Raw genomic sequence first — 13,339 nt, 5'->3', positions numbered from 1 at the left:
CTGCGTCATGACCACCGTCATCCCGCGGCGAGGCCGCGGGCCTGGGAACATGCCACGACGTCGATCGTGACAGCGCAGAACGACCCGCGCCGACTCGTTCCGACGTCACGCGCCCGTGGTTTGGTCAGACAGAGAGAACGCTCATGAAGCTGTACGATGCCGCAGTCGCCCCAAGCCCGCGCCGCGTGCGGATCTTTCTCGCCGAGAAAGGTCTCGCCATTCCCATGGTTCGGCTTGATCTGCGTGCCGGCGAGCAGTTCGAGCCGGAGTTTCGCGCGCTGAATCCGCAATGTACCGTTCCGGTGCTGGAGCTCGACAGCGGGGCTGCCATCACCGACGTCATCGCGATCTGCCGCTATCTCGAGGAGCTGCATCCCGCACCGCCTCTGATGGGCCGCGACGCCGAAGAACGGGCGCTCATCGAATGCTGGATCCGGCGGATCGAATGGGACGGTCTCTACGCTCTCCAGGAGGCCTTTCGCAACGGCACCCCTGGGCTGGAGCGCCGGGCATTGCCGGGTCCGCTGCCGCTCGAGCAGATCCCGGCGCTCGCGGAGCGCGGACGCCTGCGCGTCGCGCACTACTTCGCATGGCTCGACGCGCGGCTGGCCGAGCACGCCTTCGTCTGCGGGCCCGATTTCAGCATCGCCGACATCACCGCCATGGTGTCGGTCGACTTCGCAGCCCGCGCCAAGCTCGATCCGCCGAATCATCTCCATCATCTCAGGCGATGGTACGGCGAGGTTTCGAGCCGTCCGAGCGCAAAGGCTTAGGGCGGATGCGCGCCCGCGAGTCTCTTCAGCGTGATCCGAAGCGCTGTTTGGCGGTGTCGGTGACCGGCGTATAAAGACTGACGATCGTGCCCTCCGGGTCGCGGAACTGAGCGGCGCGGTTGCCCCACGGCATCGTCTTCGGCGCGTGCACCACCTCGACCTCGTCCTTCAACCGCGCGAAATCACCATCCACGTCATCGACCTCGAACTCCAGAATGGCGCTGCGATTGGCGCCGGGCTCGGCGCTGCCCTCCTTGAACAGCGCCACGGTCTCGGCGCTGCCGATCGCGAGTGTTCCGCGCGACGTGACGATCTCGGCGAACACCGGCGCCAGCCAATCCGCCGTCTGCTCGGTGACCTTTTCGTAGAAGCTGACCACGGCCTTGATGTCGGCCGCCACCAGACGGGTCGATGCGAACTTCATGACTTTTACCTTGCGTTCGAGGATCGGTCCCCGACCCGCTATCGCAGGGCTGCTGACAGCCTTGTGTCAGCAGTGGTGTCCGAGCATCGGCCGCATTACGCCGCGAGCTTCGCCAGCCCCTCCCAGTCGAACGCGATGCCATGGCCCGGCCGCGCCGGCGCCTGGGCCAGGCCATCCCTGAGCACGAGCGGATGCTCGATGTAGCGGTCGAGGCCAAAACCGTGAGCTTCGAGAAACGACCGGTTCGGGCAGGCCGCCAGCAGGTGCACGGTGATGTCGTGCGCGCCATGGCTGGTCACCGGCAGGTTGAACGCCTCGGCGAGCCGCGCGATCTTCATGAATGCGGTGACGCCGCCGCAATTGGTGACGTCGGGTTCGGGATACGACACCGCGCCGGCGGCGATGTAGTTCTTGAAGTCCCACAGCGAGCGCAGATTTTCGCCGGCCGCGATCGGCACGCCGCCGGCGCTCAGGATGCGCGCGTGGCCGGCGATGTCGTCGGGAATGGTCGGCTCCTCCAGCCAAGTGAGATCGAACGGCTGCAACGCGCGGGCGGCGCGGATCGCCTCCTCGACCGTCCACTTCATGTTGGCATCGGCCATCAGAGGAAAGCCGTCGCCGAGATGTTGCCGCATCGCCTGCACGCGCGCGACGTCGGCGGAGAGAGCCGGCCGGCCGACCTTCATCTTGATGGCGCGAAAGCCCTTGGCGAGATTGTCGTCGGTCTGCTTCAGCAGAGCGTCGACCGACAGATCGAGGTCGATGCCGCCGGCATAGCAGGGCACCCGGGCATCGAAGCCGCCGAGCAGCCGGAACAGCGGCAGCTTCGCGCGCCGCGCCTTCAGATCCCACAGCGCGATGTCGAGCGCCGACAGCGCCAGCACGACCGGACCGCCGCGCCCGCCATAATGCAGGCCCCACCACACCCGATGCCAGATCGCCTCGGTGTCGTCGGCCTCGTGCCGCGCAACCAGATCGGGGATCTCGCGCCTGACGATGTCGGCGACCGCGGGGCCGTTGCGGCCGACCGTGTAGGTGTAGCCGACACCCTCCGCGCCGTCGGCATCGCGCACCCTGCACGTGATCAACTCGAAGGCTGTCATCTCGCCATGCGTGCTGTCGGACAGCGTGACGGAAAGTGGGATGCGATAAAGACCGGTCTCGATCGATGCGATCACTGCCATCGGCTCGGTTCCTTCCCTGGCGTTTTTTATCAGCGTAGGCCTGCGGCGGACCGCGGGCAATTGCTCAAGCCATCGGCCTGATGCATTCATTGTCGCGGCGGAACTGATGCCCGCGTCTGCGCGGCACGGAGCGGGCGTTTACGCGTCTCACACCGGCCGCTATGCTCGGACATGTCTCCGGTTCACTCAGTGCTGCTCGACCTCGACGGCACGCTGATCGACTCGCGCCCCTGCGGTCGCTCGGTCATGCGCCTGACGACACGCTCGACGTCACCGCCGTGATCGGTCCGCCGCTGCAGGACATGCTGCGTGTGCTGCTGCAGGCCCACGGCGACGGTCGCGTCGACGAGGCCGTCGTGGCCTACCGCGAGCACTATGGCGAGATCGGTCTGTTCGGCAGCACGCTCTATCCCGGCATCCGGGAGGCGCTGCAGGCAATGCACGATGCGGGCTTGCGCATCTATCTCGCAACGTCGAAGCGCGAGCTGTTCGCGCGGCGCATCCTGGAGCATCTCGATCTCATATCGTATTTCCAGGCCATTCATGGCTCGGTGCCGTCGGGTGCGCTGGATCACAAGCCCGAGTTGCTCGCGCATATCCTCACCGAACGGAATATCGCAGCGCGCGACAGCCTCATGGTCGGCGACCGCCGCCACGACATCGCAGGCGCCCATGCCGTGAAGATGCGGAGTCTCGGCGCGCTCTGGGGCTATGGCAGCCGCGACGAGCTCGAAACCGCCGGTGCAGACCGTCTCGTGGAAAATCCAGATGATCTGGCGCGCGCGGTGCTGACGATGCTGAGGCGTTAGTCCGGTTCGAGGCGGTGACGCAGATGATCGCCTGCGCGTCGCAACCTTGCACTGGAACCGGAAAGTCGCGAAGATCGCGGCCAGCTCAGGGATCATTCCGGGAATACCAGCATATGCAGTTTGACGACGTCATCCTCGGCCGCCGCAGCATCCGTGGCTACAAGCCGGATCCGGTGCCGCGGGCGCTGATCGAGGAAATCCTCACGCTGGCGATGCGCGCGCCATCGTCGATGAACACCCAGCCGTGGAATTTCTACGTCATCACCGGCGAGCCGCTCAACCGCATCCGTGCCGGCAACACCGAGCGCATGCTCGCCGGCGTGCCGCAGTCGCGCGAGTTTCGCATCGGTCAGCCGTTCGACGGCGCGCACCGCGAGCGCCAGATCGGCGTCGCCAAGCAATTGTTCTCCGCGATGGGCATCGCGCGCGACGACAAGGAGAAGCGCCAGGACTGGGTGCTGCGCGGCTTCCGCCAGTTCGACGCGCCGGTCTGCATCATCGTCACCTATGACCGCGTGCTCGACGGCAGCGACGACACGCCGTTCGACTGCGGCGCCGTCACGACCGCGCTGGTCAATGCCGCATGGTCGCGCGGGCTCGGCGCCGTCATCAACAGCCAGGGCATCATGCAGTCCCCCGTCGTCCGCGAGCACGCCGGGATCGCCGACGACCAGGTCATCATGAAGAGCATCGCGCTCGGCTGGCCGGATCATGATTTCCCGGCCAATGCCGTGGTGTCGGAACGGAAGTCGGTGAAGGACGCGACGGTGTTCGTGGGGTTCGAGGATTAGTTGCGCGCCGGGGAGATGAGGTCCGTAGACCGATGAGGCCAATGACGTGCGTTGTCGGATCCAAGCTGTAGCGTGGGCAAAGCCGCCGCCGAAGGCGGCAGCGTGACCATCGTCGACCGGCGCATTCGTCTGCCGATAGCGTCACTGCACGTGCTGCAGCGGCAGCGGTGCCGCGGCCTTGCGGGTCTGGATCGCGATGTTGCTTTTGACCTCGCGGACGATGGGCAGGTTCAGCAGCCGCTCGACCAGGAACTGCCGGTAGTGCTCCAGGTCGGCCGTGACGACCTCGAGCAGATAGTCCGACTCGCCGGAGACCAGATGGCAGGCCAGGACTTCCGGCATCGCGCAGACGGCCTCTTCGAAGGCCAGAGCGTGTTCGTTCGCATGTCCCGCGATCTTGATCGCGAGGAATGCCGAGAATCCGAGGCCGACGCCGTCGCGATTCAGGACCGCGCGATAGCCCTGGATGACGCCGTCCTGCTCCAGCCGCTTGACGCGACGAAGACAGGGAGACGGGGACAGGCCGACCCGGTCGGCCAACTCGACATTGCTGAGCCGGGCGTCGGCCTGCAATTCCCCGATGATGCGCTGGTCGATCGCATCGAGCTTGGCTTTTGGCATATCTCTGACATCAGTCGCGGAAAACAGCGGGTTTATTGCGTAACGAGCCCGTAAGTTAGCACAGTTCGCAAGGACATGCGCGCCGGTTCGGGGCGAGGATGACGTGCTTCCCACGAGCCTCCGGAGACCTGGATATGACCGACACCGCTGTGCCCCAGACGTTGCTCGATGCCGTCGAGCGATACTTCGACACCATGTTCGACTCTGATGTCGAACGATTTGACCGGGTGTTTGCGCCGACCGCGCAACTGCACGGCCTGCGTGACGAGGCTCTGCGCGTCCTGACCGCGGCCGAGTATCGTCAGCTGTTGACGACCACCCCCTCGCCGCAGTCGAAGAGCGCGCCCCGCCAGCAGGAAATTCTGCTCATCGACTTCGCATCATCCACGCAGGCGGTCGTGAAGGTTCGCGTCAGGATCGATCTGATTCTCTATCTCGACTATCTCTGCTTTCACCTGATTGGCGGCGAGTGGCTGGTGACGGCCAAGTCGTTTCATGTGGAGCGGCGTTTTGCGGACGGGAAGTAATTGTTCAGCCGACCTGCGCCAAATGCGCGCCGTACGCAACTGCCCGTCGGGCTATTCTGCCGCACCAGTTTGTGCTTGCTAATTTTCCGAAATCATGTTTCTATCCGCGCATCCCGTCCTCATGCAGAGGGGCGTACGCGTCGTCACGATACGTAGAGGCGGGGAGCGGTGGCCGCGGGTCTGTCAGGTGCTGATGCGCTGGACGATGGACAGCTCGCGGACGTTCAAGCTGTGTGGTCCTGGCGCCCCGAAGCTGGCGCCAAGTCCGCGGTGACGCGATCCCTGACAGGACGTGTCATCAGGGCGACGGGGGCAAACAAGCCGGTCCCCGGGGAGAGCGCGGAGCAGACGTAAACCCATCGCGCAGGGAGGGCCGGGATGTCTCGGCTGAACCTGTGGTACCTGCCGCCTGCATTTTTTTCCGCAGGCGGGCCATGGGAGCAGCCAGCTCCCGGCCTTCCCTGCGCCCTCGGCATTTCCAGAGGGCGGGATCGATCAGCAGAACTCGGGCCATTGCGCCGCGAGGCCGATCAGGCGCATCTTAACATGGATGGCGGGGCTCATGCATGCTCGGCGCTCGCCTCGCTTGCAATAGGGCCATTTCATATGAGGTACGGGCTGTGGCGACAAACAATCCCGGACGTTAGTTACGCCGTCATGCCCGGGCTTGTCCCGGGCATCCACGTGGCGCTCAGCGTGCTGAACGACGTGGATGGCCGGGACAAGCCCGGCCATGACGATGTGGCGACGCATGAGCGCACGACTCTGATCGCCAGATACCATGGCTCTGCCCCTTCCAGGGGAGCTCGGATTGCCTCGAATGCGATCCGGATCAGCGGCTCCCCTCCCTGCCAGCGGGGTGAGGGGGAGCACTGCCGATGCGGCATGAGTTCAGCTCACACGTCCAAACAAGAGCGCTGGTCGTGCAACCGCTGACCGCAGAAAAGCGATCCTTAGATCTTCAGCTCGCTGCCCGTCACGCGCCGGAACGCCTCCAGATAACGCTGGCTCGTCGCGTCCACTACGCTCTGCGGCAGCGGCGGCGGTGGATCGTCGCCGTTCCAGCGGCCGGCCTTGCGCTCGGCGTCGAGATAGTCGCGCAGCGGCTGCTTGTCGAAGCTCGGCTGCGGCTTCCCCGGCTGATAGGCGTCGACCGCCCAGAACCGCGAACTATCCGGCGTCATCACCTCGTCGATCAGGATGATGTTTCCATCCTTGTCGCGGCCGAATTCGAACTTGGTGTCGGCGATGATGATGCCCTGCTCACGCGCCAGCGTTTCGCCGAGCGTATAGACCGCGCGGGTCATGCTCTCCAACGTATAGGCCGTGTCGTCGCCGACCACCTCGCGCATCCGCGCAATGGTGATGTTCTCGTCATGGCCAGTCTCGGCCTTGGTCGCCGGGCTGAAGATCGCGGGCTCGAGCCTCTCACTCTCGACCAGGCCCGCGGGAAGCTGCTCGCCGGCGAGCGTGCCGCTCGCGGCATATTCCTTCCAGGCCGAGCCCGAGAGATAGCCGCGGATCACGCATTCGATCGGAAACACGGTGGTGCGCTTGCACAGCATCGCCCGCCCGAGGATCTCCTCGCGATGCGGCTGCAGCCCCGGCACCTCGGCGAGGATCTCGTCGGTGTCGGCCGAGATCATGTGGTGATGCACGACGCCTTCCAGCGCGTTGAACCAGTAGGCCGAGATCTGCGTCAGCACCGCGCCCTTCATTGGGATGGTCTCGTTCATCACGACGTCGAAGGCCGAGATGCGGTCGGTGGTCAGCAGCAGCACGCGGTCGTCGCCGACGGCATAGATGTCGCGGACCTTGCCGCGGCCGATCTTCGGGAGCGGCAGATTGCTGGCGAGAAGCGTGGTCATCGTTCGGGGCCTTCGAAAGGGAGCGTCGCCTCCCATAGCCTATTCCGGCAGCGGAATGAACTCGTGCTCCTGGGGAACAGCGGCGAAGCGGCCGGTTTTCCAGTCCTGCTTGGCCTGCTCGATGCGCTCTTTGCTGGAGGAGACGAAATTCCACCAGACGTGGCGCGGCCCCTCCAGCGCGTCGCCGCCGAGGAACATCATCCGGGTCGGCTTCACCGTGCGCACGCTGATGGCATCGCCAGGCCGGAAGATCAGCAGCCGCGGTCCCTCGTGGCGCTCGCGGGTGATCTCGACCTCGCCGTCGACGATGTAGATCGCACGCTCCTCGTGGTCCGGATCGAGCGGCACCACTGTGCCGGCCTGCGCCGTCACCTCGACATAGAACCAGGGCGAAACCATCGTCACCGGAGAGGCTTTTCCAAACGCCCGGCCGGCAATGATGCGCGCGGAGAAGCCGGTGTCGCTGACCGTCGGCAGCGCGCCCGCCGCGTAATGCTGGAAGCTCGGCGCGATCTCTTCCGATTCCACCGGCAGCGCGATCCAGCTCTGCAGGCCCAGCATGTTCTGGCCGTTCTGCCGCTGCAGATCCGGCGTGCGCTCGGAATGCGCGATGCCGCGGCCGGCGGTCATCAGGTTCATCGCGCCGGGCTGGATCTCCTGGACGTTGCCCTCGCTGTCGCGATGCATGATGGCGCCGTCGAACAGATAGGTGACGGTGGCCAAGCCGATATGCGGATGCGGCCGCACGTCCATGCCCTTGCCGGAAACGAATTGCACCGGACCGAAATGGTCGAAGAAGATGAACGGCCCGACCATCTGCCGGCGGCCATGCGGCAGCGCGCGGCGTACCGCAAAGCCGTCGCCGAGATCACGGGTGCGCGGCACGATGACGTGCTCCAGCGCATCGCACGAGGTGGGATCGCCGAATTCGGGATCGTTCGAAGGCTGCCAGCTCATGGGACGCTCCTGAGATGTGGTCACGCGAGCCTAGCAGCTTCGCGACGGCGAGGGCAGGGCATGAGGTCGCGGCGTCGGCGTGATTTGAACGGAGCGGCACTCCGGCCTAGAGTTCCGGCGCTGACAACGGATCCGTGACGATGACGCTCGACAGCCTCGATCTCGTGCTTCGCGCCGCCGCCATTGCGCTGCTCGCCGTGCTCGCCGTCGCGTTGGGACGTGACCTCGGTGGTCAATGGCGCGGCCGGCTGGCGATCGCGCTGGCGCTCGGCTCGGCCGCGCATGCGGCGACCTTCAACATCGGCGGGACGGCGGCGCCATCGCTCGCTTCCGCGCCGCTGATTGCGCTCGCGACGGCCGACATCATCGTGCTCTGGCTGTTCTGCCGCGCGCTGTTCGACGACGGCTTTGCGTTGCGCGGGCTGCACGGCCTGATCTGGCTGGCTGTGTTCGGCTTCAGCCTGATCGGCTGTCTCGTGCTCGGACCTGCCGGACATGGCCGGCTCGTGATCGTCGCCAACAATGTGCTGGCGCTCGGCTTCCTTGGCCTGACCTTGGCGCAGACCATCCGCTCCTGGTCGGCGGATCTCGTCGAGGGACGGCGGCGCATCCGGGCCTTCGTCGTGATCGCGGCGCTGTCCTACGGTGGCGTCAATGCGCTGCTGCAGATGGCGTCCGCCGGCAGCGGCCCGTCCGAGCTTGCCAATGTGGTCAATGCGGCGATGTTCCTGGTCGTGGTCGGCGCCGTCGCGCTGATGCTGCTCAGGGTCGGTGCCGGCGATGTGTTCGCGCCGGAGACACCGCCGGTCGCAGAGCCCGAAGCCACGGCTCCCAGGGCCGCGGACCGCAGGCTGGTCGACGCGCTGATGCGGCTGATGGCGGATGAGCGGATCTATCGGCGGGACAACGTCACCATCGGGATGCTGGCGACCAGGCTCTCCATTCCTGAATACCGGTTGCGGCGGCTGATCAATGGCGAGCTCGGCTACCGCAACTTCAACACCTTCCTCAACGCCCACCGTATCGAGGAGGCCAAGGCCGCGCTCGCCGATCCCGCCCAGGCCGAGGTGCCGGTCATCACCATCGCCATGGATGCCGGGTTCCAGTCGCTCGGTCCGTTCAACCGGGCGTTCAAGGCGGTGACTGGGGTGACGCCGACCGAATACCGGCGCATGAGGCTGGCCGCAGCGTGATCTGTTCGGCCTTGAAATCACGGAGGAATTCCAGAATCGGCGAGGTCCCGGCCATTCCCGGCTGGTGCGATTTGCGAAATCGGCGAGCATCCGGGCCGCAGCCGCGGTCTGGTCCGGCGGATCCAACTGCCGGAGCTCCTCATGACCAGACGCCGCCTGCTGCCTGCTCTCGTTGCCACCACCGCGCTGACCGCCCTGGCGGTCGGCGGCGCCCGCGCCCGCGATGTGCCGAAGGTGGCAACCGGCTTCATCGCCAGCGTGCTGTGCTCGGAGACCTTCGTCTCCGGTCTCGACCCGGACCGCACGCTCTCCGAGACCCGGGCCGCGATGCCTGGCGCCGGCCTGCTGAGCTGGGCAATGGACGTCCGCGTCGATCGCGCCGCCAAGGACGTCAGCGTGACGCTGCTCGGGCTCGGCCGGAGCCACGCCGTGTATCGCGACGGGCTCGGCTGCCACATGGACCATGGCGAGAGCCGCGACTGGCCGGCCGTCCGGTTGTCGCCGCCGCAGCCGGCCTTGCTGCCCGACATCGCTCCGCCGCATGTCGTGGCGCCGGCGACACCGGCGCTCGCCGCGGCGCTCGACCGCGCCTTTGCCGAGCCGGAGGTGCCTCCGTTCCGGCGCACCCATGCCGTCCTGGTGATGAAGGACGGCAAGGTGATCGCCGAGCGCTACGCGCCCGGCTTCACGCTCGACACCCCGCTGCTCGGCTTCTCCGCGACCAAGTCGATGACCGCGACCCTGATCGGCATTCTCGTCCGCCAGGGCAAGCTCGCGCTGCATGCGCCCGCGCCGGTCGCGGCGTGGCAGAACGAAAGCGATCCGCGCCATGCGATCACCGTCGATCATCTGCTGCGCCACACCGCCGGTCTCGCGCTCGGCAGCTCGCTGCAGGCCTCGCTGTTGTCGGCGCTCGAGCCGGTCAACCGGATGAAGTTCGTCGAGCCCGACCGCGCGGCCTTTGCCGAATCCATGCCGATGGAGACTGCTCCGGGCGCGGTCAGCAACTATCACGACGGCAACACCGTCATCCTTTCCCATCTCATCCGCGATGCCGCCGGCGGCAGCGCCGCGGATGTGCTGCGCTTCGCGCATCGCGAGCTGTTCGATCCGCTGGGCATGGCCAGCGTCACGATCGAGTTCGACGCCGCCGGCACGCCGGAGGGATCGAGCCAGATGCTAGCCTCGGCGCGCGACTGGGCGCGGCTCGGCCAGCTCTATCTCGACGACGGCGTCGTCGCCGGCCGGCGCATCCTGCCCGCCGGCTGGGCGGACTACGTCGCCACGCCCACACCGAACGCCTATGTCGGCCTCGGCGCCGGCTTCTGGACCAACCGCGGCGACAGTTTTGGCGCCAACTACCGCATCGCGCACGGCTGGCCGCGCGACGCCTTATTCGCCAAGGGCACGCTCGGCCAGTACGTCATCGTCATCCCATCCGAGCGCCTCGTCATCGCGCGCTTCGGTCGCACCGTGAACTGGCCGCCCGAGGCCGACGGCGTGGCGCAGCTCGTGAGCGACGTGATCGCGGCGACAAGAGGGGAATGACGCATGCGCTACACTCTCCCCAACGCCGTCGCCTGCGCCACACGGTCGAAACGCTCCAGCGACAGGATCGCATCGGCAAAGCTTTGCGCGCGGCTGCTCAGCACCGGCCGTGCCAAAGTGATGAACTTGTCGCTCATCGCCTGCGCCGACGGAAACGAGGTCGGCTCGCCCGAGGGATCATCGTGCAGCCGCTCGTGCACGCCGTCCTCGGTGGTGATGGTCACGCGGGCGCCGAACGGATGGCTGCGGCCGATCTCCAATTTGTTGTCCTGCACGACGTCGAACTTGTCGGCGAGCGCGTTGATCGCGGCGTCACCAAGGCGCGTGTAGTCGTCCCAGCCGAAGCGGCCCTGGTCGAGCGCCAGCGCGCCGGTGAAGAACATCGAGAACTGGCCGCCGACGATCGATCTCGGATGGCGCTTGGTCGCGGCGTCGCCCGTCAAGGTGATGCCGTTGCGATGCAGGCCGATCTCGACGCGCTTGACCTGGTCCGGCGTCAGATTGTGCTCGCGGCGCAGCGCGATGATGGCGTCGATCGCGGCATGGGTGTAGCGGCAGCTCGGATACGGCTTCACGCCGATCTTCATCGTCTCATAGGTGGAGCCGAGCCCGGCGACGGCCTTCTCATGGTGCGGCGTGTCGGTGTAGCCGACCAGCAGGCCGTGCCTGCCCTCGACGGATTCGATCGCGCCGACGAAGTCGTTCTTGGCGAGCGTCGCCGCGATCACGCCGTTCATCGCGGACGCACCGACCTGATAGCGCTTGTTCCAGGCGCCGTTGACGAGAAACTGCAGCGAGCCCGCCGCCTGGCTGCCGGAGACGCCGAAGGCGTAGATCAACTGTTGCTCCGACAGGCCGAACAGCTTGCCGGCGGCAGCTGCTGCGCCATAGGTGCCGGCGGTCGCGGTCGGGTGGAAACCGCGGGCATAATGCGAGGTCGGATCGAGCGCATTGCCGAGCCGGCAGCACACCTCGTAGCCGGCGACAATAGCGGTCAGCACCTCGCGGCCGGAGGCGCCGACCATCTCGCCGACGGCGAACGCGGCCGGCACCACGGGTGCGCTCGGATGCAGCGAGGAATCGGCGTGGGTATCGTCGAAATCGAGCGAATGGCCCATCGTGCCGTTGAGCAGCGCCGCGACCGCCGGCGTCCAGGTTCTGTCGTCGCCGAACACGGTCGCCTCGCCCGCCGCATCCAGCTTCAGCGCCGCCAGCATGTTCACCACCGACGGCGTCGACTCCGCCTCGCGCCGGGCGCGGATGGCGCTGCCGAGAAAATCCAGCGTCAGCACCTTGGCGCGGTCGAGCACCTCGGGCGGGATATCGTCGTATTTCAGCGCGGCGACGTAGGCGGCGAGCGTTGCGGTTTCCTGGGCCATCGTGTTTCCTCACATCGTTGCAGCCAGGGTAGGCAAGCTGATTCCGCCTTTCAAGCCGGTCCGGCCCGGTGGGAGGCTGCCATGCCGACGCGCTGGTCCGTTCGAGGTGGATGATTGATGGCGTCGTTCAAGGAGCTGTTCGGCAGGTTGCGCGGCCGCAAGGCGCAGATGTCGCTGGCCGTCCGCGGCACGGTGGCGGCGACGCTCGCTTTTGCCGTTGCCACGGCCTTCCACCTGAAGCTGCCGCTGTGGGCGGTGCTGACCTCGCTGATCGTGACGCAAGGCAGTGTCGGGCGTTCGCTGAAGGCGACGCGCGACTACATGTTCGGCACCATCGGCGGTGCGATCTATGGCGGCGCCATCACCGTGTTCATTCCGCATTCCGGCGAATTGCAGCTGCTCGGCATGCTGATCCTGGCGGTGACCCCGCTCGCCTTCATCGCCGCGATCAATCCCAGCCTCAACGCCGCCACCGTGACCGCGGTCATCGTGCTCCTGGTGCCCACGATGGGCCATCTCGATCCGCTGGGATCGGCGATCGACCGCGTGTTCGAGGTTGCGGTCGGCGCGTTCACCGGCCTCGCCGTATCGTTCATCGTGCTGCCGTCGCGGGCGCATGTCCAGATGCGCAGCGCGGCAGGCCGCCTGCTCGAACTGATCGCCGCAGCAATGACCGAGCTTCTGGCCGGCCTGTCGCGGGGGCGCGACAACGACGCGCTGCATCGGATCCAGGACGGTATCGGCACCGCGCTCACCGAGTTGAACGCGACCGGGGCGGAGGCCGAGCGCGAACGCTCGGCGCGGCTGTCCTCTGGCGCCGACACCGGTCCGCTGCTGCGGACGATCCTGCGCCTCCGCCATGACGTCGTGATGATCGGCCGCGCCAGCGTGGTGCCGCTGCCCTCGGAGCTGCAGGCACGTTTGTCGGCGCCGGTGGCGCGCGTCAGCGATGCGATCGCGAGCTATCTGCGCGGCTGTGCCGCGGCCATCCGCAACGGCTCCGGCCCACCGCCGATCTGGCCGATCCATGTTGCGGTCAAAGCCTATGCCGAGCAGGTCGCCGCCGTCCGCAGCGACGGGCTGACGCGCGGGCTGCCCGGCGATGCCGCCGAGCGCTTCTTCGCTCTGGGCTTTTCGCTCGACCAGATGCGGCAGAACCTGATCGACCTCGAGCGCGTCGTCGCCGAATGGTCCGGAGCGTCGGCCGGCAAGGTGCATCGGCCGGAGCCCGGGGAGTCGTCCGATACGGCCGGCGCCTGAACTCT

Annotated in this window: 12 protein-coding genes and 1 pseudogene; 7 read left to right on the top strand and 6 right to left on the bottom strand. The window is 66.8% G+C overall.

All coding sequences use genetic code 11. From position 1 onward, the window contains the following. Positions 1 to 143 precede the first annotated feature (143 nt). Complete coding sequence (locus ACQR10_RS01530) at positions 144 to 773, top strand: glutathione S-transferase family protein (protein ID WP_315803908.1); 630 nt, start codon at positions 144 to 146, stop codon at positions 771 to 773. A 25-nt stretch (positions 774 to 798) separates the two neighbouring features. Here the strand turns inward: ACQR10_RS01530 and ACQR10_RS01525 are convergent, their stop codons facing one another. Beyond that, a complete protein-coding gene (locus ACQR10_RS01525) occupies positions 799 to 1,197 on the bottom strand; it encodes a VOC family protein (RefSeq protein WP_316215350.1) in 399 nt (132 codons plus the stop codon). Positions 1,198 to 1,292: 95 nt separating this feature from the next. Then, a complete protein-coding gene (locus ACQR10_RS01520) occupies positions 1,293 to 2,381 on the bottom strand; it encodes a mandelate racemase/muconate lactonizing enzyme family protein (RefSeq protein ID WP_316215349.1) in 1,089 nt (362 codons plus the stop codon). A gap of 171 nt (positions 2,382 to 2,552) precedes the next feature. On the opposite strand from ACQR10_RS01520, the pseudogene ACQR10_RS01515 reads away from it, so the two are divergent. Together ACQR10_RS01515 and ACQR10_RS01510 are read left to right on the top strand one after the other, a co-directional pair. After that, positions 2,553 to 3,190, top strand: a pseudogene (locus ACQR10_RS01515) (HAD hydrolase-like protein). Positions 3,191 to 3,303: 113 nt separating this feature from the next. After that, entirely contained in the window at positions 3,304 to 3,981 is a 678-nt protein-coding gene (locus ACQR10_RS01510; RefSeq protein ID WP_316215348.1) for a nitroreductase, read from the top strand. A gap of 141 nt (positions 3,982 to 4,122) precedes the next feature. Here ACQR10_RS01510 and ACQR10_RS01505 read toward each other — a convergent pair whose 3' ends face one another. Beyond that, a complete protein-coding gene (locus ACQR10_RS01505; RefSeq protein WP_315803903.1) occupies positions 4,123 to 4,602 on the bottom strand; it encodes an Lrp/AsnC family transcriptional regulator in 480 nt (159 codons plus the stop codon). Between the two features lie 134 nt (positions 4,603 to 4,736). Here ACQR10_RS01505 and ACQR10_RS01500 point away from each other — a divergent pair, with 134 nt between their 5' ends. After that, complete coding sequence (locus tag ACQR10_RS01500; RefSeq protein WP_315803902.1) at positions 4,737 to 5,129, top strand: nuclear transport factor 2 family protein; 393 nt, start codon at positions 4,737 to 4,739, stop codon at positions 5,127 to 5,129. A 953-nt stretch (positions 5,130 to 6,082) separates the two neighbouring features. Here ACQR10_RS01500 and ACQR10_RS01495 read toward each other — a convergent pair. Together ACQR10_RS01495 and ACQR10_RS01490 are read right to left on the bottom strand one after the other, a co-directional pair. After that, entirely contained in the window at positions 6,083 to 6,997 is a 915-nt protein-coding gene (locus ACQR10_RS01495; protein WP_316215347.1) for a phosphoribosylaminoimidazolesuccinocarboxamide synthase, read from the bottom strand. Positions 6,998 to 7,036: 39 nt separating this feature from the next. Continuing rightward, positions 7,037 to 7,954 carry a pirin family protein gene (locus ACQR10_RS01490; protein ID WP_315803900.1) on the bottom strand — a complete coding sequence of 306 codons (918 nt, stop codon included), beginning with the start codon at positions 7,952 to 7,954 and terminating at the stop codon, positions 7,037 to 7,039. A 140-nt stretch (positions 7,955 to 8,094) separates the two neighbouring features. On the opposite strand from ACQR10_RS01490, the gene ACQR10_RS01485 reads away from it, so the two are divergent. Next, positions 8,095 to 9,147 carry a helix-turn-helix domain-containing protein gene (locus tag ACQR10_RS01485; RefSeq protein WP_316215346.1) on the top strand — a complete coding sequence of 351 codons (1,053 nt, stop codon included), beginning with the start codon at positions 8,095 to 8,097 and terminating at the stop codon, positions 9,145 to 9,147. 141 nt (positions 9,148 to 9,288) lie between these two features. After that, positions 9,289 to 10,695: a serine hydrolase domain-containing protein gene (locus tag ACQR10_RS01480; RefSeq protein WP_316215345.1), complete on the top strand. Its 1,407-nt coding sequence runs from the start codon at positions 9,289 to 9,291 to the stop codon at positions 10,693 to 10,695. Between the two features lie 8 nt (positions 10,696 to 10,703). Here ACQR10_RS01480 and ACQR10_RS01475 read toward each other — a convergent pair whose 3' ends face one another. Next, complete coding sequence (locus ACQR10_RS01475) at positions 10,704 to 12,074, bottom strand: MmgE/PrpD family protein (protein WP_434911754.1); 1,371 nt, start codon at positions 12,072 to 12,074, stop codon at positions 10,704 to 10,706. Between the two features lie 117 nt (positions 12,075 to 12,191). Here ACQR10_RS01475 and ACQR10_RS01470 point away from each other — a divergent pair, with 117 nt between their 5' ends. After that, positions 12,192 to 13,334, top strand: a complete 1,143-nt coding sequence (locus ACQR10_RS01470; protein WP_316215343.1) for an FUSC family protein — start codon at positions 12,192 to 12,194, stop codon at positions 13,332 to 13,334. The last annotated feature ends 5 nt before the right edge of the window (positions 13,335 to 13,339 follow it).

Source organism: Bradyrhizobium sp. HKCCYLRH2060, assembly GCF_051168135.1.
Lineage (GTDB): Bacteria > Pseudomonadota > Alphaproteobacteria > Rhizobiales > Xanthobacteraceae > Bradyrhizobium.
The sequence above is the reverse complement of the archived record's forward strand: the minus strand, read 5'-3'. Positions and strand labels throughout refer to the sequence as shown.